Annotated in this window: 23 protein-coding genes; 7 read left to right on the forward strand and 16 right to left on the reverse strand. The window is 69.7% G+C overall.

From position 1 onward, the window contains the following. Window positions 1-9: 9 nt before the first annotated feature. The 7 genes from rplB to GIS00_RS10685 all read right to left on the reverse strand — a co-directional run bounded on the left by rplB (window position 10) and on the right by GIS00_RS10685 (window position 4,519). Entirely contained in the window at window positions 10-849 is an 840-nt protein-coding gene (rplB, locus tag GIS00_RS10655) for a 50S ribosomal protein L2 (protein ID WP_154768444.1), read from the reverse strand. A 22-nt stretch (window positions 850-871) separates the two neighbouring features. Further along, window positions 872-1,165, reverse strand: coding sequence for a 50S ribosomal protein L23 (rplW, locus tag GIS00_RS27485; protein WP_322097828.1), 294 nt, complete (start codon window positions 1,163-1,165; stop codon window positions 872-874). Further along, window positions 1,162-1,845, reverse strand: coding sequence for a 50S ribosomal protein L4 (gene rplD, locus GIS00_RS27490; protein ID WP_154768446.1), 684 nt, complete (start codon window positions 1,843-1,845; stop codon window positions 1,162-1,164). The genes rplW and rplD overlap by 4 nt, the downstream gene beginning before the upstream one ends. Beyond that, window positions 1,845-2,507, reverse strand: coding sequence for a 50S ribosomal protein L3 (gene rplC / locus GIS00_RS10670; protein ID WP_154768447.1), 663 nt, complete (start codon window positions 2,505-2,507; stop codon window positions 1,845-1,847). Before rplC ends, rplD begins: the two co-directional genes overlap by 1 nt. A gap of 67 nt (window positions 2,508-2,574) precedes the next feature. Beyond that, window positions 2,575-2,880, reverse strand: coding sequence for a 30S ribosomal protein S10 (rpsJ, locus tag GIS00_RS10675; protein ID WP_003938093.1), 306 nt, complete (start codon window positions 2,878-2,880; stop codon window positions 2,575-2,577). A gap of 528 nt (window positions 2,881-3,408) precedes the next feature. Next, a complete protein-coding gene (locus GIS00_RS28930; RefSeq protein WP_322097829.1) occupies window positions 3,409-3,843 on the reverse strand; it encodes an NUDIX domain-containing protein in 435 nt (144 codons plus the stop codon). Between the two features lie 412 nt (window positions 3,844-4,255). Further along, on the reverse strand, window positions 4,256-4,519 hold the full coding sequence (locus GIS00_RS10685) for a hypothetical protein (RefSeq protein WP_230313442.1): 264 nt from the start codon (window positions 4,517-4,519) through the stop codon (window positions 4,256-4,258). An 89-nt stretch (window positions 4,520-4,608) separates the two neighbouring features. Between GIS00_RS10685 and GIS00_RS10690 the strand changes: the two genes are divergently transcribed. Continuing rightward, a complete protein-coding gene (locus tag GIS00_RS10690) occupies window positions 4,609-5,127 on the forward strand; it encodes an ArsR/SmtB family transcription factor (RefSeq protein WP_154768449.1) in 519 nt (172 codons plus the stop codon). Then, the gene (locus GIS00_RS10695) at window positions 5,124-5,609 is read left to right on the forward strand and encodes an SRPBCC family protein (protein ID WP_154768450.1); all 486 of its coding nucleotides are present in this window, start codon (window positions 5,124-5,126) and stop codon (window positions 5,607-5,609) included. The genes GIS00_RS10690 and GIS00_RS10695 overlap by 4 nt, the downstream gene beginning before the upstream one ends. A 68-nt stretch (window positions 5,610-5,677) precedes the next feature. Here the strand turns inward: GIS00_RS10695 and GIS00_RS10700 are convergent, their stop codons facing one another. From GIS00_RS10700 to rpsL, 5 genes are all read right to left on the reverse strand, one after another. Then, window positions 5,678-6,490, reverse strand: a complete 813-nt coding sequence (locus GIS00_RS10700) for an MBL fold metallo-hydrolase (protein WP_154768451.1) — start codon at window positions 6,488-6,490, stop codon at window positions 5,678-5,680. Between the two features lie 267 nt (window positions 6,491-6,757). After that, window positions 6,758-7,948, reverse strand: coding sequence for an elongation factor Tu (tuf, locus tag GIS00_RS10705; protein WP_322097830.1), 1,191 nt, complete (start codon window positions 7,946-7,948; stop codon window positions 6,758-6,760). 254 nt (window positions 7,949-8,202) lie between these two features. Next, a complete protein-coding gene (gene fusA / locus GIS00_RS10710; protein ID WP_322097831.1) occupies window positions 8,203-10,299 on the reverse strand; it encodes an elongation factor G in 2,097 nt (698 codons plus the stop codon). 179 nt (window positions 10,300-10,478) lie between these two features. Continuing rightward, window positions 10,479-10,949 (reverse strand): 30S ribosomal protein S7, encoded by a 471-nt coding sequence (gene rpsG, locus GIS00_RS10715; protein ID WP_154768453.1) that lies wholly within the window; start codon window positions 10,947-10,949, stop codon window positions 10,479-10,481. 1 nt (window position 10,950) lies between these two features. After that, complete coding sequence (gene rpsL / locus GIS00_RS10720; RefSeq protein WP_154768454.1) at window positions 10,951-11,325, reverse strand: 30S ribosomal protein S12; 375 nt, start codon at window positions 11,323-11,325, stop codon at window positions 10,951-10,953. A gap of 1,061 nt (window positions 11,326-12,386) precedes the next feature. Between rpsL and GIS00_RS10725 the strand changes: the two genes are divergently transcribed. The 5 genes from GIS00_RS10725 to GIS00_RS10745 all read left to right on the forward strand — a co-directional run bounded on the left by GIS00_RS10725 (window position 12,387) and on the right by GIS00_RS10745 (window position 18,397). Next, complete coding sequence (locus GIS00_RS10725) at window positions 12,387-13,160, forward strand: DeoR/GlpR family DNA-binding transcription regulator (RefSeq protein WP_154768455.1); 774 nt, start codon at window positions 12,387-12,389, stop codon at window positions 13,158-13,160. 206 nt (window positions 13,161-13,366) lie between these two features. Then, entirely contained in the window at window positions 13,367-14,821 is a 1,455-nt protein-coding gene (locus tag GIS00_RS10730) for an ABC transporter substrate-binding protein (protein ID WP_154768456.1), read from the forward strand. Between the two features lie 238 nt (window positions 14,822-15,059). Further along, a complete protein-coding gene (locus tag GIS00_RS10735; protein WP_154768457.1) occupies window positions 15,060-16,025 on the forward strand; it encodes a carbohydrate ABC transporter permease in 966 nt (321 codons plus the stop codon). Then, window positions 16,022-16,918: a carbohydrate ABC transporter permease gene (locus tag GIS00_RS10740; protein WP_154768458.1), complete on the forward strand. Its 897-nt coding sequence runs from the start codon at window positions 16,022-16,024 to the stop codon at window positions 16,916-16,918. The genes GIS00_RS10735 and GIS00_RS10740 overlap by 4 nt, the downstream gene beginning before the upstream one ends. Then, entirely contained in the window at window positions 16,919-18,397 is a 1,479-nt protein-coding gene (locus GIS00_RS10745; RefSeq protein WP_154768459.1) for a mannitol dehydrogenase family protein, read from the forward strand. A gap of 266 nt (window positions 18,398-18,663) precedes the next feature. Here the strand turns inward: GIS00_RS10745 and GIS00_RS10750 are convergent, their stop codons facing one another. The 4 genes from GIS00_RS10750 to GIS00_RS10765 all read right to left on the reverse strand — a co-directional run bounded on the left by GIS00_RS10750 (window position 18,664) and on the right by GIS00_RS10765 (window position 21,615). Continuing rightward, window positions 18,664-19,407 (reverse strand): anti-sigma factor family protein, encoded by a 744-nt coding sequence (locus tag GIS00_RS10750; RefSeq protein WP_154768460.1) that lies wholly within the window; start codon window positions 19,405-19,407, stop codon window positions 18,664-18,666. Then, window positions 19,404-19,919, reverse strand: a complete 516-nt coding sequence (locus tag GIS00_RS10755; protein ID WP_154768461.1) for a sigma-70 family RNA polymerase sigma factor — start codon at window positions 19,917-19,919, stop codon at window positions 19,404-19,406. The genes GIS00_RS10750 and GIS00_RS10755 overlap by 4 nt, the downstream gene beginning before the upstream one ends. Before the next feature lie 144 nt (window positions 19,920-20,063). Then, window positions 20,064-21,026 (reverse strand): phosphotransferase enzyme family protein, encoded by a 963-nt coding sequence (locus tag GIS00_RS10760; RefSeq protein WP_154768462.1) that lies wholly within the window; start codon window positions 21,024-21,026, stop codon window positions 20,064-20,066. A gap of 115 nt (window positions 21,027-21,141) precedes the next feature. Continuing rightward, on the reverse strand, window positions 21,142-21,615 hold the full coding sequence (locus GIS00_RS10765; protein WP_154768463.1) for a VOC family protein: 474 nt from the start codon (window positions 21,613-21,615) through the stop codon (window positions 21,142-21,144). Between the last annotated feature and the right edge of the window lie 231 nt (window positions 21,616-21,846).

Below are 21,846 nucleotides of genomic sequence, written 5' to 3' on the forward strand. Positions count from 1 at the left end.
CTCTTACCCTCAGCGCTTCTTGCCGGACTTGCGACGACGACGGACGATCAGCTTGTCGCTGGCCTTGTTCGGGCGACGGGTGCGACCCTCCGGCTTGCCGGCCGGGTTGACCGGGTGACGGCCACCGGAGGTCTTGCCCTCGCCACCACCGTGCGGGTGGTCGACCGGGTTCATCGCCACACCACGGACGGAGGGGCGCTTGCCCTTCCACCGCATACGGCCGGCCTTGCCCCAGTTGATGTTGGCCTGCTCGGCGTTGCCGACCTCGCCGATGGAGGCGCGGCAGCGGACGTCGACGTTGCGGATCTCGCCCGACGGCATACGCAGCTGGGCGTAGGGGCCGTCCTTGGCGACGAGCTGCACCTTGGTGCCGGCCGAGCGGGCGATCTTCGCGCCGCCACCGGGGCGGAGCTCGATCGCGTGCACGACGGTGCCGACCGGGATGTTGCGCAGCGGCAGGTTGTTGCCCGGCTTGATGTCGGCGCCCGCACCGGTCTCGATGCGATCGCCCTGGTTCAGCCGGTTCGGCGCGATGATGTAGCGCTTCTCGCCGTCCGCGTAGTGCAGCAGCGCAATCCGCGCCGTGCGGTTGGGGTCGTACTCGATGTGCGCGACGGTGGCCGGCACGCCGTCCTTGTCGGACCGACGGAAGTCGACCAGACGGTAGGCGCGCTTGTGACCGCCGCCCTGGTGGCGGGCGGTGACCCGGCCGTGGACGTTGCGGCCGCCCTTGTTGTGCAGCGGAGCGAGCAGCGACTTCTCGGGGGTGGCCCGGGTCAGCTCGGAGAAGTCCGCGACCGAGGCACCACGACGACCGGGGGTCGTCGGCTTGTACTTACGGATACCCATTGTTCTCGAATTCCCTCTGGCCTCAGGCGCCCTGGAAGAGGTCGATCGACTTGCTGTCCGGGGACAGCGTGACGATCGCGCGCTTGGTCGACTTCCGCTGGCCGTAGCCCACACGGGTCCGCTTGCGCTTGCCGTTGCGGTTGATGGTGTTCACCGAGGTGACCTTCACGTCGAAGATCTTCTCGATCGCGATCTTGACCTGGGTCTTGTTCGCGTCCGGGTGCACCAGGAAGGTGTACCGGCCGGTCTCGAGCAGGCCGTAGCTCTTCTCGGAGACGACCGGCGCCAGGATGATGTCGCGCGGATCGGTGCTCACGCGGAGGCTCCCTTCTTGGCGGTGCTGACCTTCCCGGTCTCCGCGGCGGTGACGCCGGCGAAGGACAGGAACACGTCGAGCGCACCCTTGGTGAACACGACGTCGTCGTTGACGAGCACGTCGTAGGTGTTCAGCTGGTCCGGGGCGATCAGATGGACCTGCGGCGCGTTGCGCAGGCTCTTCCAACCGGCCTCGTCGTCGCGGTCGATGACCACGAGGACGCTGCGGACGCCGCCGGCGACCGCGCTCAGCGCGGACAGGGCGACCTTGGTCGACGGGGTCTCGCCCTCGACCAGACCGGACAGGACGTGGACCTGACCGGCGCGGGCCCGATCGGAGAGGGCACCGCGCAGCGCGGCGGCCTTCATCTTCTTCGGGGTCCGCTGGGTGTAGGTGTGCGGGACCGGTCCGTGGACCGTGCCACCGCCGGCGAACTGCGGCGCCCGGGTCGAACCCTGGCGGGCGCGACCGGTGCCCTTCTGGCGGTACGGCTTCTTGCCGCCACCGCTGACCTCGCCACGGGTCTTCGCCTTGTGCGTGCCCTGGCGGGCCGCGGCCAGCTGGGCCACGACGACCTGGTGCATCAGCGGGATGTTCGACTGCACGTCGAAGATCTCGGCGGGCAGGTCGACCGAGCCGTCGGTGGTGCCGGCGGGGGTCGTGATGTCGACGGTGCTCATCAGGCGTCACCCTTCCCGGACGACTTGACGGCGGACTTGATGAAGACGACGCCGCCCTTGGGGCCGGGAACGGCACCCTTGATGAGCACGAGGCCCTTCTCGGCGTCGATGGCGTGGACGGTCAGGTTCTGGGTGGTCACCTTGGCGACACCCATGCGACCGGCCATGCGCAGGCCCTTGAAGACGCGACCGGGGGTGGAGCACCCGCCGATCGAGCCCGGCGCGCGGTGCTTGCGGTGCACACCGTGGCTGGACTTGAGGCCGGAGAACCCGTGGCGCTTCATGACGCCGGCGGTGCCCTTGCCCTTGGTGGTGCCGGTGACGTCGACGACGTCGGCGGCGGCGAAGACCTCGTCGGCCGTCAGCTCCTGGCCGACGGTGTACGCCGAGGCGTCCTCCAGGCGCAGCTCGGCGAGGTGACGCCGGGGCGTGACACCCGCCTTCGCGAAGTGCCCGGCGACGGGCTTGGTGACCTTGCGCGGGTCGATCGCGCCGAACGCCAGCTGGACACCGGTGTACCCATCGGTCTCCGGGGTGCGCACAGCGGTGACGACGACCGGACCGGCGGCGACGACGGTGACCGGGACGACCCGGTTGGCCTCGTCGAAGACCTGGGTCATCCCGAGCTTGTGGCCCAGGATCCCCTTGATCGTGTTTGCCATGACTGAATTACCTATCTCCTACTTGAACGCAGACGTGATCACCGCTGAGCGGGATCGCCGAGGATCCCTACTGGATGTTGACGTCCACGGACGCCGGCAGATCGATGCGCATGAGAGCGTCCACCGTCTTCGGCGTCGGGTCGAGGATGTCGATCAGCCGCTTGTGCGTGCGCATCTCGAAGTGCTCGCGCGAGTCCTTGTACTTGTGCGGCGAGCGGATGACGCAGTACACGTTCTTCTCCGTGGGGAGCGGCACCGGGCCGACCACACGGGCACCGGTCCGGGTCACGGTCTCCACGATCTTGCGCGCGGAGGCGTCGATCGCCTCGTGGTCGTAGGCCTTCAGCCTGATGCGGATCTTCTGTCCCGCCACCTTGCCGTCCTTCTTCCTGTTTGTCGTCGATCACCTCGCGGGTGACCGGCCTGTGCCGCCTGGTCCTGCTGTCCCGGCCCGCCCGTCCGGCACACACGTGTGTGCGCCTGGGCCCTGCCGGGCGCGGACCATGTCGTCCGCCGCTGTTCAACTGTCCGGGTCCACCGGTCCACGCGGTCGGGCGTGTCGCCACTTCCGCACATGCTCCGCCCTTGGCCGAGCACCTGGACCAGCCGCGCCCGCGAGGGGCGCGAAGAATCGGTACTGCACACTGCTGTTCTTCCCTGCATCTACCGTCCGGCACCGCCCGCGAGGGCCGACCACCGGATCCGGGCCGCGATGAAGCAGCGTCCCGTGCAGGGCAACCCGAGAAGTATGCCTGAGATCCGGTGCCCGGTTCAAGTCGGACAACCGCCCCCGACCGGCCACGACGGGTCGAACCGCTGCGGCACACCGGTTCTGGGCCCCGAATCCGGTTGCCGGCCGGTGGTTGTGACGCACTTCTCAGGGCTGGTGCCGACGGGACGGTCAGCGCGGGGCGTTCTCCCCACGGAACCGGAGGGCGACGTCGACCAGCCCGACGCGGTCCTCCGGCAGGTCGTCGAGGGCGAACCAGCGCACGTCGTCCGTGCTGCCGTCGGCCTCGACGGTCAGTTCGCCGCCCACCACCGTGCCGGCGTACACGACCCGGAGCGCCCGCAGGTCACCAGCGGCCGGGACGACCCGGTCGGCACCGGAGATGTAGATGGTGTCGACCCCGAGCAGCTCCCCGGTCGTGACCTGCAGTCCGGTTTCCTCCAGACACTCCCGGACGGCGGTCTGCTCCGTGCTCTCGCCGTCCTCCATGCCACCCCCGGGCAGGGTCCACCCGTGCCGGCCACCCTCGTTCCAGTGCGCGAGCAGGATCCGGCCGTCCTGCACCAGCACGCAGTAGCACCCCACCCGGGTCGCCGTCGTCGACACAGGGCCAGTCTCCTCCCCCACCGGGCACCGTCGCCGGCGAGGCAGGCGGACGTCGGAGCCTGATCCGGTCGAGGCGGGCGGCGGTTCCGCCACGCTGCTCCGGTTGATGTGGAAGTTGCCGTAGGTGGCGCCGAAGAACTCGACCCAGTCCCGCTCCCACCGCGCCGGTAGGCCCCGGCGGATCGACCGTGGGCAACCCGGGAACGACAACCCTACTCCACCACAGAGTCCGGTCCCGATCACGGCAACGGCCCGACCCGGGTGCCGACCGTGCCAGGATTCGCCGTTGCGCCCCGCCCGCGCATCCGGGACGGAATCCATTGCCCTGCAACGGAAAAGGTCCCGGATCCGACCGAGAGGGCGCGTAGGTGTCGGCGCCCTCGCCGCGTCGCCACCGACGGCGGAAGAGGCCTCAGGCCGGCTGGGTCGAGTACATCGTGAGCAGACCACACCTGGTGCAGCGGAACGCCTCCACCGTCCACCGCTGCTTGCCCATCCGCTTGGCGCCGCCGAACACCCCGCGCTCCAGTGGGCCGGCGATCCAGCGCACGAACCCGCGGGACCCTTCGCCGGAGTCCTCGAGGAATCCCGGCTCCGCCGCGGAGACCGCTCCGCACCCGGGACAGTGCGGGGCAGTGGCGGGCACCTGGACCATCTGGTCGTCCGAAGTCGTCATGCTGCGAACGCTAGAACGGTCGCGCCCGCCGCGGGCCCGGATCGGCAGAATCGATGGCGTCGTGCGTAACCATGTGGTTACCTGTTCCCATGGATCGCACCGCGCGGGCAGTGGCCGACCCCACGCGCCGGCGGATCCTGGAGATCCTGCGCGAGGGGCCGGCCCCAGCGGGTGCGCTGGCGTCCGCCTTCGCCATCAGCCGTCCCGCGGTCAGCCGGCACCTCCGCGTCCTCCGCGAGGGCGGCCTGGTGGAGGAGCAGGTGCGGGGTCGGGTGCACGAGTACCGGCTGGTGATCGGCCCGCTCACCGAGCTCCGCGACTGGCTCACCGGCCTGACCGGGGCGGGGATCGTCGACCCCGCGGACCGGGAGACGGCGTGGCAGCGCCGGTTCGATGCCCTGGACACCGAGGTACGGCGGACTGGCCGAGACCGGCGGAGGGGTCAGGCCACCCCACCTGCCGACCTCACCGAGTCCACCCACCACGCCGGGTCCGACCACCACGCCGGGTCCGACCACCACGCCGGGCCCGACCATCCCGCCCGGACCACCGGCAGCCCGGATCAGCACCGCAAACCTGACCTCCACCCCACCGAGGAGACCGCATGACCCCCACCCCGACCGGCCGGGTCATCGGCACCGATCTGGTGCTGACCAGGCAGTTCGCCGGACCGATCGAGGACGTCTGGGCCTCGGTCACCGACCCTGAGCGCACCGCCCGGTGGATCGGGCGGTGGGAGGGCGGCACCGGGGCCGGATCCACCGGCCGGCTGCAGCTCGGTTTCGAGGAAAGTGCGCCGTGGTCGGACTTCACCATCACCGCCTGCGAGCCGCCGCGGCACGTCGCCGTCGCGACCGCCGACGACGCCGGGCAGTGGCGACTGGAGATCACTCTCGAGCAGCAGGACACCGGCACGCTGTTGACCTTCGTCCACCACCTCGACGACACCGACGGCGTCGGCGACATCGGACCGGGGTGGGAGTACTACCTGGACCAGCTCGTCGCGTCCCGGGAGGGCCGTCCGCTGCCCGACTTCGGCGACTACCACCCGGCGATGAGCGAGCACTTCGCCGCGCAGGTCCGCTACTGAACCAGCGGCAACTGCTCCGCACCACCTGCGACGCCCGGCGCCGGCGGCGGGTCCCCGGACGGGTTCGCTCAGGTGAGGTGGTCGAAATCCCCTCGCACCCAACCGATGTGACGATCGGCGGAAGCGCGCAGCACCTGCCGGGCGTCACGCTCGATGCAGTTGCCGAAGTTGCCGTAGACCCGGTCGAAGTCCAGCCCCTCGAGCGCCGTGGTGATCCGGTCGACGACCGCGCCGGACAACGGCAGCCGGTTCGGGTAGCTGCGCTGGAAGCTGATGGTGCGGCGGTCCGGGTTCGGGAAGACCGTGTCGCCGACCAGCAGCACGCCACGCCCCTCCGCCCCGGCCGCCCAGTGGGCGACCGCGCTACCGACGAAGTGCCCACCGACCTGGTGCAGCACGTAGTCGTCGGCGACCCGGTGCTCCCCCGACCAGAACTCGATCCGGTCGTCCTTGCGCCCCAACCACTCCCGGTCGGCGGCACACGCCAGCACCGGGACGTCGCCGAGCAGCGACGACCACTCGAGCTGCACGCCGTACATGTGCGGATGGCTGGTCGCGATGGCGATCACCTCGCCGTGCTGCCGGATCCGATCCGCCGTGGCCTCGTCGGCGTACCCGGTCGGATCCCACAGCACCACGCCGGCGCTCGTCCGGGTGGCCGTCATCAGCTGTCCGATGCCCAGCCCGGGATCGGCCCGGATGCCGAGCATGTCCGGCTCGACCTCGTGCACGGTCAGCCGTTGGCCGTTGCCCGCCAGTTCGTCGATCGAGGTCCAGATCTGCCCCTCGGCCGGCATCCACTGCCGTTCGTCCTCGCAGATCGGGCAGACGTCCGGAACCGGCTCGTCGAACTCGACGGCGCAGGTCGCACAGATCCTCATGATCACGACTCTAGAAGTGAAGCCTGCACCCCGCCCGGTCGATCGGCGACCCGGACCGGTTCGTCCGGCGCCGCGTCGGAGCCCCCAGCGCCATCACCGATCCGTTGCCACCCACCACGTCCCCCGTGGCGCACAGCAACAGATCTGGGCACACACCCGCCCGGACATCCCCGTCCCCCACCAACCCGGGAAAGCAGCGAACCCCGCCACGCGCATCGCGTGGCGGGGTTCGCCGGGTCCTACGAACGGGAGCGGGCTCCCGTCAGATCACTTGACGATCTTGGTGACCGAGCCGGCACCGACGGTGCGGCCGCCCTCGCGGATGGCGAAGCGCAGGCCCTCCTCGATGGCGATCGGCTGGATCAGCGCGACGGTCATCTCGGTGGTGTCGCCCGGCATGACCATCTCGGTGCCCTCGGGCAGCGAGACGACGCCGGTGACGTCGGTGGTGCGGAAGAAGAACTGCGGGCGGTAGTTGTTGAAGAAGGGGGTGTGACGCCCGCCCTCGTCCTTGCCCAGGATGTAGACCTGGGCCTCGAACTCGGTGTGCGGAGTGATCGAACCCGGCTTCACGACGACCTGGCCGCGCTCGACGTCCTCGCGCTTGGTGCCACGCAGCAGCAGACCGGCGTTGTCGCCCGCCTGCGCCGAGTCGAGCAGCTTGCGGAACATCTCGATGCCGGTGACCGTGGTCTGGAACGACTTCGGCTTGATGCCGACGATCTCGACGGTCTCGTTCACGTTGATGGTGCCGCGCTCGACCTTGCCGGTGACGACGGTGCCACGACCGGTGATCGTGAAGACGTCCTCGATCGGCATCAGGAACGGCTTGTCGGTGTCGCGCTCCGGGTCCGGAACGGACTCGTCGACGGCGTCCATCAGGTCCTCGACGGTCTTGACCCACACCGGGTCGCCCTCGAGGGCCTTCAGGCCGGAGGTGCGCACGACCGGCGCGTCCTCGTCGAACTCCTGGGCGGCCAGCAGCTCGCGGACCTCGAGCTCGACGAGCTCCAGGATCTCCTCGTCGTCCACCATGTCGGACTTGTTCAGCGCGACCAGGATGTAGGGCACGCCGACCTGGCGGGCCAGGAGCACGTGCTCCTTGGTCTGCGGCATCGGGCCGTCGGTGGCGGCCACGACCAGGATCGCGCCGTCCATCTGGGCGGCACCGGTGATCATGTTCTTGATGTAGTCCGCGTGACCCGGGGCATCCACGTGCGCGTAGTGACGCTTGTCGGTGGAGTACTCGACGTGCGCGATGTTGATGGTGATGCCGCGCTGACGCTCCTCGGGGGCCTTGTCGATCTGATCGAAGGCCGAGGCCGTGTTGATGGCCGGGTACTTGTCTGCCAGGACCTTGGTGATGGCCGCGGTCAGGGTCGTCTTGCCGTGGTCGACGTGACCGATGGTGCCGATGTTGACATGCGGCTTGCTCCGGTCGAACTTCGCCTTCGCCACTTGCTGTGTCCTCCTCGGGACTGTGGTGGATGCCCCGCCGGCAGAACTCGTCGGCGAAGCTTTGGTGGGTGGATCTGGACCGAGTCCAACTTCGGGCTCAGACCCGAGGCGGCGGGATGACTCCCGGACGCCACGTCTTCGGGGCGGATCCTGGCCGCCGCGCAGTCTAGCGGCGGCGGCCGGGTTCCTTCACATATGGAGTTGGGGGGTCGAGCAGGGGCCGCCGGGACCTCACGATCCCGGCGGCCGCCGGATCACTCGCCCGTGGCCTTGGCGACGATCTCCTTGGCCACGTTGGCCGGGACCTCCGCGTAGGAGTCGAACACCATCGAGTACGAGGCCCGGCCGGCGGTCTTGGACCGCAGGTCGCCCACGTAGCCGAACATCTCGGACAGCGGGACCAGGGCGGTCACGACGCGGGCGCCGGAACGCTCGGTCATGGCCTGGATCTGGCCACGGCGGGAGTTCAGGTCGCCGATCACGTCGCCCATGTTGTCCTCGGGGGTGACGACCTCGACGCTCATCATCGGCTCGAGCAGGACCGGCTTCGCCTTGCGGGCCGCTTCCTTCATCGCGATCGAGCCGGCGATCTTGAACGCCATTTCCGAGGAGTCGACCTCGTGGTAGGCACCGTCGAGCAGGGTCAGCTTCACACCCAGCATCGGGTAGCCGGCGAGGATGCCGTACTGCAGCGCGTCCTGGGCGCCGGCGTCCACCGAGGGGATGTACTCCTTGGGGATGCGGCCACCGCTCACCGAGTTCACGAACTCGTAGGTCGCGCCCTCCGAGGCGGTCATGTCAAGCGGCTCGACCTTGATCTGCACCTTGGCGAACTGGCCGGAGCCACCCGTCTGCTTCTTGTGGGTGTAGTCCAGCCGCTCCACGGTGCCGCGGATGGTCTCCCGGTAGGCGACCTGCGGCTTGCCGATGTTGGCCTCGACGTTGAACTCGCGGCGCATGCGGTCCACCAGGATGTCCAGGTGGAGCTCGCCCATGCCGGAGATGACGGTCTGGCCGGTCTCCTCGTCGTTCTTGACCTTGAAGGTCGGGTCCTCCTCTGCGAGCTTCTGGATCGCGGTGCCCAGCTTCTCCTGGTCGGACTTGGTCTTCGGCTCGATGGCGACCGAGATGACCGGGTCCGGGAAGGACATCGACTCGAGCACGATCGGGTTCGCCGGGTCGGCCAGCGTCTCACCGGTGGTGGTCTGCTTCAGGCCCATGACCGCGCAGATGTCGCCGGCGCCGACCGACGACAGCTCCTCACGCTTGTTGGCGTGCATCTGATAGATCTTGCCGATCCGCTCCTTGCGGTCCCGGGTCGCGTTGACGACCTGGGTGCCCGACTCCAGCGTGCCGGAGTAGACACGGACGAAGGTCAGCTTGCCCAGGTGCGGGTCGGTCGCGACCTTGAACGCCAGCCCGGAGAAGGCGGCCTTCGGGTCGGGCTCGCGCTCGGCCGGGGTCTCGCCGTCCTGCAGGGTGCCGTGCACGGCGCCGATGTCGATCGGCGACGGCAGGTAGGTGACGACCGCGTCGAGCATGGGCTGGACGCCCTTGTTCTTGAACGCGGACCCGCAGACGACCGGGTTGACCTTGAGGCCGATGGTCGCGCGACGCAGCGCCGCGTTCAGCTCGTCGACGGAGAGCTCCTCGCCCTCCAGGAACTTCTCCATGGCGTCGTCGTCGTTCTCGGCGATCGTCTCGACGAGCTTGGCCCGCCACTCCTCGGCCTGCTCCTGCAGATCGGCCGGGATGTCCTCGATCGCGTAGTCCTCGCCCTTCTTGGTCTCACCACGCCAGGTGAAGGCCTTCATGGTGAGCAGGTCGACGACACCGATGAAGTCGCCCTCGGCGCCGATCGGGAGCTGCAGCACGGCCGGGGTGGCACCCAGGCGGTCGATCATCATGTCGACGCAGCGGAAGAAGTCGGCACCGGTGCGGTCGAGCTTGTTGACGAAGCACATCCGCGGCACGTGGTACTTCTCCGCCTGCCGCCAGACCTGCTCGGTCTGCGGCTCGACGCCGGCGACACCGTCGTAGACGGCGACGGCACCGTCGAGGACGCGGAGCGAGCGCTCCACCTCGACGGTGAAGTCGACGTGCCCGGGGGTGTCGATGATGTTGATCTTGTGGTTCTTCCACGACGTCGTCGTCGCGGCGGAGGTGATCGTGATCCCCCGCTCCTGCTCCTGCTCCATCCAGTCCATGACGGCACCGCCGTCGTGGACCTCACCGATCTTGTAGGTGATACCGGTGTAGAAGAGGATGCGCTCGGTCGTGGTGGTCTTACCCGCGTCGATGTGCGCCATGATCCCGATGTTGCGGACCTTGTCGAGGGCGGTGGGTGCCACGTGCGGTTCTTCTCTCGTCTCGCGTGCATGGGCGCGTCACGGGGTGCGTGCGACGCGCGGGAAAGCGCCGGGTCCGGGGGTACCCGGGACCGGCGCGGGAACTACCGCCGACCAGCGTAGTCGTACCGGGGAACCTGCGTTCCCCGGCACGACCCGCCGACGGCGTCCACCTGCGACGACTACCAGCGGTAGTGGGCGAAGGCGCGGTTCGACTCGGCCATCTTGTGCGTGTCCTCGCGGCGCTTGACCGCGGCACCGAGGCCGTTGCTGGCGTCCAGCAGCTCGTTCATCAGCCGCTCGGTCATGGTCTTCTCGCGACGGGCGCGGGAGTAGCCGACCAGCCAGCGCAGGCCCAGGGTGGTCTGCCGGGGCACACGCACCTCGACCGGGACCTGGTAGGTGGCGCCACCGACACGACGGGAGCGCACCTCGAGGGCGGGCTTCACGTTGTCCAGCGCGCGCTTGAGGATGGTGACCGGATCGCTGCCGGTCTTCTCGCGGCAGCCTTCCAGCGCGTCGTACACGATCGACTGCGCGATGGAGCGCTTGCCGTCGAGCAGGACCTTGTTCACCAGCTGGGTGACCAGCGGGGAGTTGTAGACCGGATCGGCGACGACCGGTCGCTTCGGAGCGGGACCCTTACGAGGCATCTCAGCTCTTCTCCTTCTTCGCGCCGTAGCGGCTGCGGGCCTGCTTGCGGTTCTTCACGCCCTGGGTGTCCAGGGAGCCACGGATGACCTTGTAGCGGACACCCGGCAGGTCCTTCACACGACCGCCGCGGACCAGCACGATGGAGTGCTCCTGCAGGTTGTGGCCCTCGCCCGGGATGTAGGCGGTGACCTCGACCTGGCTGGTCAGCTTGACGCGCGCGACCTTGCGGAGCGCGGAGTTCGGCTTCTTCGGGGTGGTGGTGTAGACGCGGGTGCAGACACCACGACGCTGCGGGGACCCCTTGAGGGCCGGCGTCTTGGTCTTGCCGACCTTTTCCTGTCGGCCCTTGCGGACCAGCTGTTGGATCGTGGGCATGTGCCGGTGTTCTTCCTGACATGTCTCGTGGCGCGGCGACCGGGTGGTCGTCGGACCGGGTGAACTGACGTCCCGGCCGCCGGGGCGACCACTGGGACGACTGCGCGGCAGGTGGTGCTGTCCCGGGAGATCGTCACCAGGACGGCCCGGTCGGCAGGTCCGGCCCGCGGATCGCTCCACGGGCGTCGTGTGCCCGGCTCCCCCGTCGCCGCGCCGGTGACGGGAGCGCCTCGACACTGCCGAGACTCGCTGCACCCAGCACATGCGAGCGGCCCAGCAGGCACGAGCCACCGCGATCCGCGCACCCGAACATTCGGGTGGCAGTACTCGGGTGACCGCACGAGCTGGGCAGCGGTTCCGGAACTCCGGACCCTGCCGGCCCGGTCCCCGGATCCGCCAGGGCTCCTCTCGGAACCCGACGGGGGCAGACCAGACCGCAGCGCTGGGCGATTCGTGATCCAGTCTACTCCCCACCGGCGGGTGCTCCGGCCACGCACGGGCGGCGCCCAGCGGCGGCACCCGGCCACGGGACTGCATGATCGTTATCGATCCGTCATCCACGATTCCGCGGTCCGATTGTGGCCCGGTTGCGGTCCGGATGTGGTCCGTCACCGGACGGGCACCCCCGGCGTCGGCGCGCCGACGTCGCAGCCGGCGCGGCAGCACGCACAACAGGTCGGGCAACGGGCCGTCCGGTCGGGCACGGATCCGTTCCGAGTCCGGGCAGGGAGTGCGGACCTTTTGTCCCGTGCTGTCACCGTCCGGTCATCTCCGGGGCATTGCGAACTCCCATCACGCATCCATGGCGTCCACACGTTCCCACAGAGAACGGGCAGCGATCCGACCGGTTCCGGTCGGTGATTCAGGTCACGATTGTGCGTCGATGCCGCGGACCCTGCAGTTTCGCTGCCCGATAGCGGGCAGAACTCGGGCAGCGCGGGAACCTCTTCCGAGTGAGCGGGTCCGGTGGATTCCTGATCTGATGGATGGGCGGCGGTGTGGCCCAGCCCACAACTCCGCGTGACCGTTTCGGAGTGGCAGGTGGGGAGGTGGGCACGGCGATGAGCACCCGACAGGGCGAGGAACGCCGGCGCATGATCCTCGAGCAGGCCCGCGGCAGCGGCCATGTCGCGGTCACCGACATCGCCAGCGAACTCGACGTCGCCGCAGAGACCGTCCGCCGCGACCTCAAGGTGCTGGAGGACCACGGGCTGGTCCGACGGACCCACGGTGGCGCCTACCCGGTGGAGAGCGCCGGCTTCGAGTCGAACATGGCCCGCCGCTCGGAGAGCTGGGTGGCGGAGAAGAAGCGCATCGCCACGGCCGCCGTCGAGCAGCTCGGCCCGGCCGAGACCGTTTTCCTGGACGAGGGTTTCACCCCGCAGCTGGTCGCCGAGGAACTGGCGCGCAGCGGCCGGTCGATGACCGTGGTCACCGCTTCGCTCTCCGGGGCCGCCGCACTCTCGCTCTCCCCCACCATCGACGTCATCGCCCTCGGCGGCCGGGTCCGTTCCCGCACGCTGGGCACCGTCGACCACTGGGCGACCTCGATGCTGGCCCAGTTCGTGCTGGACGTCGCGGTCATCGGCGCCAACGGCATCACCCGGGACCGCGGACTCACCGTGCCGAACACCGCCGTCGCAGCGGTCAAGGCCAAGGCGATGGAGGTCTCCCGTCGCAAGATCTTCGTGGGCGCCCACACCAAGTTCGGCGTGACCAGCTTCTGCCGGTTCGCCGAGGTCTCCGACTTCGAGTCGCTGATCACCGACAGCGCGCTCTCCACCCACGAGGCACACCGGTACGCCGCACTCGGACCGCAGGTCATCCGTGTGTAGGCGTGCGCCGGCCAGTGTGGCCGGCCCGTCCGCGAGATCGACGTCCCCGCCGAGGATGTCGACCCCGGCCCCTGATCCGCACCTCTGACCCCGATCCACCTGCCAGACCCGACCGGTACCGCGCACGGACCGGGCGACAGCACCACCAGCACACCACTCCTGCAGCCGGCCAGGGCGGCCGGCACGCAACGAAAGGAACACACCAGATGCGTTGGAACCAGAGAGCAGTGGTGGCCGGCGTCGCCGCGCTGCTGCTGACCGCTGCCGCGTGCGGCAGCTCCTCGGAGTCCGATGAGGAGACGACGTCCGGCGGTGCCGCGGCGTCGACCAGCTCGGGCGGCGGCTTCTCGGTGGACTCGTCGGCGAGTGCCGCCCCGGCCACCGGCGACGTGCTCACCCGCAACCCGGAGACCGACGGCAAGACCATCAACGTGCTGATGGTCGCCAACCCGCAGATGACCGACCTGCAGAGCCTGACGGCGGAGAACTTCACCGCCAAGACCGGCATCACGGTCAACTACACCGTGCTGCCGGAGAACGACATGCGCGCCAAGGCGGACATCGAGTTCAAGAACCAGGCCGGCCAGTACGACGTGGCCACGCTGTCGAACTTCGAGATCCCGATCTGGTCGCAGAACGGCTGGCTGGCCGACCTGACCGAGTACTCGACCAACGACGCCGCCTTCAACCAGGGCGACATCTTCCCGGCCATGACCTCCTCGCTGTCCATGGACGGCAAGATCTACGGCGAGCCGTTCTACGGCGAGTCCTCGTTCCTGATGTACCGCACCGACGTCTTCGAGAAGGCCGGCGTCACCCTGCCGGACGCCCCCACCTGGGACGAGGTCGCCGCGGCCGCGGAGAAGGTCGACGGCGCGGAGTCCGGCATGAAGGGCATCTGCCTGCGCGGCCTGCCGGGCTGGGGCCAGCTGGGTGCCCCGCTGACCACCGTCATCAACACCTTCGGTGGCGCCTGGTTCGACGCGGACTGGAACGCCCTGCTCACCGACCCGAAGACCGTCGAGGCCGTGAACTTCTACACGACCCTGGTCAAGGAGCACGGCGAGGTCAGCCCCTCGCAGGCGGGCTTCACCGAGTGCCTGAACAACATGCTGCAGTCCAAGGTCGCCATGTGGTACGACGCGACCTCGGCCGCCGGTTCGCTCGAGGCCGACGACTCGCCGGTCAAGGGCAAGGTCGGCTACGTGCAGGCCCCGGTGAAGGACACCAAGTCCTCCGGCTGGCTGTACACCTGGTCGTGGGCGATGGAGGAGGCCTCCCAGAACAAGGACGCCGCCTGGCAGTTCATCTCCTGGGCCTCCTCGGCACAGTACGAGCAGCTGGTGGGCGAGAAGCTGGGCTGGGCCAAGGTCCCGTCGGGCAAGCGCGCCTCGCTGTACAGCAACCCGGACTACACCGCGGCCGCCGAGGCCTTCGCCCCGGCCACGCTGACCGCGCTGCAGAACGCCGATCCGCAGAACCCGGGCCTGCAGCCCCGGCCGACCGTCGGCATCCAGTTCGTCGACATCCCGGAGTTCACCAGCCTCGGTGACGAGGTCACGGCCTCGCTGTCGCAGGTCCTGGCGGGCAACGGCACCGTCGAGGACGCGCTGGCCAAGGCGCAGGAGTCGGCCCAGAAGGTCGGCGACGACTACAAGTAACACCCGCACGGCGGGGTCCGGACCTCCGGGCCCCGCCGCTGTGTGTGCCTGACCGGCGCACGGAGTGCCCTTCCGGCACGGCGTGTGCCGCCCGGCACGCGGACGCCCGCCGTCCCGGCAGCCCGGTCCCACCGGCCGCCGGGGCGGCGCCCACCGGCCGCACCAGCTGAGCCCAGCCCAGCACCAGTCATCCACGGCATCGGCGACACCCTCGGATCAGCAAAGGAACGGTTCGGACATGACCACCCTGCAGAAGGCGCCGGCGGACTCGGGGCCCTCGGCCTCGGCCGTCGCCGACGCCACCCGCCGCGCGAAGAAGGAGGCCTGGCTGCGCCGGGCCCCGTTGCTGCCCGGTCTGATCTTCACCATCATCGTCACGCAGCTGCCGTTCGTGGTGACGATCGTGCTGTCGTTCCGCCGCTGGGACGCAGACCGGCCGAGGCTGTCGGGCTGGACCCTGCGGAACTACCAGGAGGTCTTCTCCGACTCCGGCATCCTGTCCGCGATGTGGCACACCGTGATCCTCACGGTGTCCGTCGTGGTCATCTCCCTGGTCTTCGGACTGGGCATCGCCCTGCTGCTGAACCGGACCTTCCGCGGCCGCGGCGCGGTGCGGACGATGATGATCGCCCCGTTCCTGATCGTCCCGGTGGCCGCCGCGACCTTCTTCCGGTACGGCGTCTTCGACGCCTCCAACGGCCTGCTGGCCGGCATCGTGACCTCGTTCAAGCGGATCTTCGACCCGGACGCCGCCGCCGCGACCATCAGCATCGCGGAGTCGCAGCCGATGCTGACGATCATCATCACGCTGGTCTGGCAGTGGACGCCGTTCATGACGCTGATCCTGCTGGCCGGTCTGCAGTCCCGCCCCGGCGACATCCTCGAGGCCGCCGCCGTCGACGGCGCCAACGGCTGGCAGGTGTTCCGCTCGCTGACCATGCCGCACATGCGGCAGTACCTGGAACTGGCCGGCCTGCTGGGCGCCATCTACATCATCCAGAACTTCGACGCCGTGTTCACGCTGACCCCGCTGAACCCGCAGACCGAGAACCTGCCCTACCTGATCTTCCGCACCATCCAGGCGGACTCCGACTACGGCCTGGCCTCCGCGCAGGGTGTCGTCGTGGTGATCCTGACGATCGTCATCGCCACCTTCGCGTTGCGGACCGTGTCCAGCCTGTTCAAGGAGGAGAACGCCCGATGAGCACCGCGACCCCCACCACCCCGGCCGTCTCCGGCTACGTCCCGGCCCCCGGCGAGGCCCCGCGGCCCAAGCGCCTCGGCCCGATCCTGCTGACCACGCTGACCTGGATCATCGGCCTGATCTTCGTCGCGCCGCTGTTCTTCATGCTGCTGGTCAGCTTCCACAAGAACCAGACCGCGACGCTGAACACCCCGGGGCTGTTCGACCCGCTGTCGATGGAGGGCTACGCCCGCTTCTTCGGCTCCACCACCGGGCAGTCGACCTGGCCGTACATCATCAACTCGCTGATCGCCTCGGTGGTCTCGACCCTGCTGGTGGTGGCGATCTCGATCCCCACGGCGTACGCGCTGTCCGTCCGTCCGGTCAAGAAGTGGACCGACGTGATGTTCTTCTTCCTGTCGACCAAGTTCCTGCCGGTCGCCGCCGCGCTGGTGCCGCTGTTCGTCATCGCCAACAACATCGGCATGCTGAACAACATCTGGTTCCTGGTGATCCTCTACACCGCCATGAACCTGCCGATCGCGGTCTGGATGATGCGCTCGTTCCTCGCGGACATCCCGCCGGCGTTGTTCGAGGCGGCCTCGCTGGACGGCGCCGGCCTGGTCAAGACGCTGGTCCGGGTGATCATGCCGATCGCCACCCCGGGCATCGCGTCGACATCGCTGATCTGCTTCATCTTCTCGTGGAACGAGCTGCTGCTGGCCCAGCTGCTCACCAGCAGTGTCGACGCGCAGACCCTGCCCGTCTTCCTGCCGAGCCTGTTCGACCCGCGGAACCCCTTCCTCGCCACCATGTCCGCGGCATCGATCATGATCTCCCTGCCGGTGTTGATCGCCGGCTTCGCTGCCCAGGACAAGCTGGTGCAGGGACTCTCGCTGGGAGCCGTGAAGTAAATGACCGCGCTGCGCACGTCCACCCTCGGGGACCTCACCGTCCCCGTCCCGTCCTACGACCGTTCCGCGGTCACCGCCGGCATCGTGCACTTCGGTGTCGGCGGGTTCCACCGGGCGCATCAGGCGATGTACCTGGACCGGTTGATGAACGAGGGCAAGGCCCTCGACTGGGGCATCTGCGGCGTCGGGGTCCTTCCCCACGACAAGAAGATGGCCGACGTGATGGCGGCGCAGGACTGTCTGTACACGTTGGTGCTCAAGGACTCCGACGGCACCTGGGAACCGCGGGTCATCGGGTCGATGGTCGAGTACCTGTTCGCGCCGGACGACCCGGAGGCGGTCATCGAGAAGATGGCCTCCCCCGAGGTGCGGATCGTGTCGATGACCGTGACCGAGGGCGGCTACAACTTCAACCAGGTGACCGGCGAGTTCGACCCGACCACCCCGGCGGTGGCCGCGGACCTGGTGCCGGGCGCGGTGCCGCAGACCACCTTCGGTCTGGTCGTCGAGGCGCTGGTCCGGCGCCGGGCCCGAGGGCTCGCGCCGTTCACCGTCATGTCCTGCGACAACATCCAGGGCAACGGGCACATGGCGCAGAAGGTGTTCTCCTCCTTCGCCCGGCTGCGTGATCCCGAGCTGGGTGACTGGGTGTCGGCGAGCGTGCCGTTCCCGAACTCGATGGTCGACCGGATCACCCCGGTCACCACCGACGCCGACCGCACCGCGATCGCCGACCGGTTCGGCGTCGAGGACGAGTGGCCGGTGGTCTGCGAGACCTTCACCCAGTGGGTGCTCGAGGACCACTTCTCGCAGGGCCGGCCGCCGTTCGAGGACGTCGGCGTGCAGCTGGTCGCGGACGTCGAGCCGTACGAGCTGATGAAGCTCCGCCTGCTCAATGCCAGCCACCAGGGGCTCTGCTACTTCGGGTACCTCGCCGGGTACCGGCTGGTGCACGACGTCTGCCAGGACCCGCTGTTCGCCCGGTTCCTGCTCGACTACATGGAGCAGGAGGCCTCGCCCACCCTGGCCCCGGTGCCGGGGATCGACCTGGACGCCTACCGGCACCAGCTGATCGCCCGGTTCTCCAACGCCGAGGTGCGGGACACCGTGGCCCGGCTGTGCGCGGAGAGCTCGGACCGGATCCCGAAGTGGCTGGTCCCGGTGATCCGGGAGAACCTGGCCGCCGGCCGGGGTGCCCCGCTGTCCGCCGCGATCGTCGCGTCCTGGGCGCGGTACGCCGAGGGCGTCGACGAGGAGGGGCAGCCGATCACCGTCGTCGACCGGCTGGCCGACCAGCTGACCGCCGTCGCCCGGACCCAGGACGCCGACCCGCTCGCCTTCGTCCGCGACCGCGACCTGTTCGGCGACCTGGTGGACGAGAAGGGCTTCACCGAACCGTACCTCGCGGCACTGGCATCCCTCCACGACAAGGGCTCGCGCGCGACCCTCGAGTCGCTGGTGGCCGCCTCCACCAGCTGATCGGCCGGGGGCCGACGGCTCCCGGTGCGCAGGGCCTGCTCCCCGCGCATCGGGGGCGTACACGGAAAGGCCGGGACGTCTGCCTCGCGGGCAGGCGACCCGGCCTTTCCCTTGTGCTGGTCGCGGCCCGGTGAGTTGCGTGGATCATCAACGCCCGCAGGGCATCCCGGCCTGGCAATGGGACGGGCGGGACAGGAGTCGCCGAGTTCGCCCCTGCAACCCGCCTCCCCGACCGCACCTGATCCGGGCACGAGGACCCGGCCCGATCAGCCCTCGGAGCGGAGCAGCACCCGGCCGTCGGAGAGGCGGACCTCGAAGCGGGCGATGTCCTCGCGGTGCAGGAACGTCGCCGAGGTGATGGTCGAGGTCTCCCCCGGCACACTGGTCCAGGACCCGGCGTCGTACTCCTTGGCGCTCTTGTCCACGACGATCAGCTGGTACTCCGGGTTGTCGAGCACCTGGCTGTAGTACCGGCAGTGCACCGTGAGGCTGGTCCCCCACTGCTTGTCGGTCAGCGAGACGGAGACGGCCATCGGACCGGGCTCGACCGCGGTCAGCTCGACGTCGGCGTCCGGCGCCGCCGTCGTGCTCACCGCGGCACTCGTCTGCGGGGCGGCGGTGTTCTCCCCGGAGGACGGCACCACCAGCACCACCACCGCGGCCGCCACGGCAGCAGCGGCGACCATGGCACCGGCGGTCACCCAGCGCCGCCGGCGGCGGTGCCGGGCCACCTCGTCGAGCACGCCCGGGAGCATCGTCGGCGGCATCACCGGCACGTCGGCCGGGGCCAGTACGGAGGCGTCGACCATCGAGAGCAGGCCGGGCAGACCGGCGAGCTCCCGCAGCGACTCCTGGCAGCGGGCGCACCCGGCGAGGTGCCGTTCGTAGGCCTGGCGGTCGGTCGGGGTCAGGGCGCCGAGCACGTAGGCGGCGTCCTGCAGGTGGATCTCCTCGTCCGGGGCGGCGCCCCGGTGCTCCGGCCCGCGTCGGCCGAAGTCGTCGGCGGTCATGCGACCACCCCCATTTCTTGCAGTGCGAGTCGCAGCGCGTGCAGCGCGTAGTGCGTCCGGCTCTTGACGGTGCCGACCGGGATGCCGAGCCGGGCGGAGGCCTGTGTGGTGGTCGAGCCACGGAAGTAGCACTCCAGCAGCACGCTCTGGTGGTCCGGGGTCAGCCGGCGCAGGGCCTCGCCGACCAGCATGGTCTGCAGGGCCTTGTCGGTGGAGTCCGACCCGGCGTGTGCCTGCAGCGGCTCCGGCACCTCGGCCCAGGAGTCCTCCGGGCGGCGCCGCCCGGCCCGCCACTGGTCCACCACGATGTTGCGGGCGACGGTGAACAGCCAGCTGCGCGGCGAACCCTCCTGCTCCAGCACCTCCGGCTTGCGCCAGGCCCGGAGCAGCGTCTCCTGCACCACGTCCTCGGCCCGGGCCCGGTCGCCTCCGACCAGCTGCAGTACGAACGACCACAGCGCGGCGGCATGCTCGTCGTGCAGCGCCTTCATCAGGTCCGCGTCGCGGTTCATCGGGGAGCGGGCATCGCGGCCGTCCCCGGCGCACCCGCGCCGGGGTGTCGTCGCACCATGCCGTCCTCCTGATCGCCCTTCTCACCGACCGTACGACGCCGCCATCCGGGTGGTTCACCGGCGTCGTCCGGATCACCCCCGCCGCTACCCGCTGTCGATCGCCGACGCCTCCAGTTCGTCGATCAGGTCGTCGGCGTCCTCCCGCCAGCTGTCCCGGAACACCGGGTGGTCGCGCAGCGAGACCTTCCACAGCAGGATCTGCGCGAACCGGAAGGCGACCAGGACCTCAAGGTCGGCCTCCGCCCCGGTCGGCAGCGATCGCGCCGACCGGTACCCGTCCAGCAGGGCGGCCCGCAGCCCGGCACTGTCGTCGTGTTCGGTGATCTCGCTGAGCGTCACCGCGAGGTCGTCGAGGTGATGGCCGAAGCCGCAGTCGTCGAAGTCGATCAACCGCACGTCGTCCGGCCCGAAGAGGTAGTTCTCCTGGTGCAGGTCGGCATGGACCAGGCCGTAGACCGCAGGCGAGGTGCCCAATCGGTCACGGATCCGGCGGGTGGCCTCGGCGACCCGGCGAACCGCAGCGGCACCGCGCGGGGAGAAAGCAGCAACCTCCTCGGCCGCCCACCCGGCGTCCCTGCCGTGCCGGGGATCGCTGCATGCCTGCTGCACAGTCGTCCCGCCCGCCTCCTCCTCCCTCGCCCGGGCGGTCAGCAGTCCGATGCGCGGGCGGCAGAGGTCAGTGTTCCGGCTGACGAACCCGGTCGCGTGGTCGTGCAGTGCGGCGGTGAGCACCCCGACGCGGTGCAGGTCGTCGGCGGTGAGGTCGTCGACCTCGCGGAAGTCGCCGTCGACCCACCGGAACAGCACGCAGATGCGGGACTCCGGCACACCCTCCGCCGTGGCGGTCGTCAGCAGCCGCCCGGCCCCGGTCCGCACCGGCTCCGGGACGAGCACGTCGGTGTCCCGCCGCAGTGCCTCGAGCCAGCGCAGTTCGCCCTCCACCGCCGCCTCGGTGCGCAGCGGCGGGCGGTGGATCCGCAGGGGCGTACCGCTCGCCGCCGGCCTCCACCCGGAAGGTGGTGTTCTCCTCGTGCTGGACGGGGACAAGAACCGGCCGCCGGAGGTCGTACTCCGTCAATGCCTGCTCGGCGAGCTGCTGGAGACGCACGAATTGGCCGGCGTGGTCGAGGTCGTCGAACGGGATCATCCGGATCGGCCGGGGTCAGCCGGCGGCGCGGGCGGCCTCGAGCGCGGCGATGTCCAGCTTGGACATCTGCATCATCGCGCCGAACGCGCGGGCGGAGGCGTCGGGGTCGTCGCCGCCCATCAGCTCCCCCATGTTCGCCGGGATCACCTGCCAGGACAGGCCGAACCGGTCCTTGATCCACCCGCACGGCCCTTCCTCCCCGCCGTCCCCGAGCAGTGACCAGTACCGGTCGATCTCGGCCTGGTCGGCGCACGGGATCTGGAACGAAACCGCCTCGGTGAAGGTGTGCTGCGGGCCGCCATTGAGCGCGACGAACTTCTGTCCCTGCAGCTCGAACTCCACGGTGAGGGCAAGGTCAGCAGGCCGGCCGCCGCCCTCCGGATAACGGGTGATGGTGCCCATCCGGGAGTCCGGGAAGATCGACACGTACAGCTCCGCCGCCTGCTCCCCTTCGGTGTCGAACCACAGGCAGGTCGTCAACTCGGGCATCGTGCGCCTCACTCGTCGTCCCCGGGCCGGCGGCTCCGGCCCACTGCTGGACCGACTGTGCCGCAGCCCCGGACTCATCGCCACCGCGGTGGTGCTCACGAGCCGGCGGACAAGGGCAGGCGCCCCCCTGCACGCGTACGAAAGTGGCGACTCCCGCCTCACACGTCCCAGAACCGACATCTTCGTACGCGTCGGCGATGAAGATCCTCGCGCGCAGGGGTAGGTGGCCGG

Source organism: Nakamurella alba (assembly GCF_009707545.1).
Taxonomy (GTDB): domain Bacteria; phylum Actinomycetota; class Actinomycetes; order Mycobacteriales; family Nakamurellaceae; genus Nakamurella; species Nakamurella alba.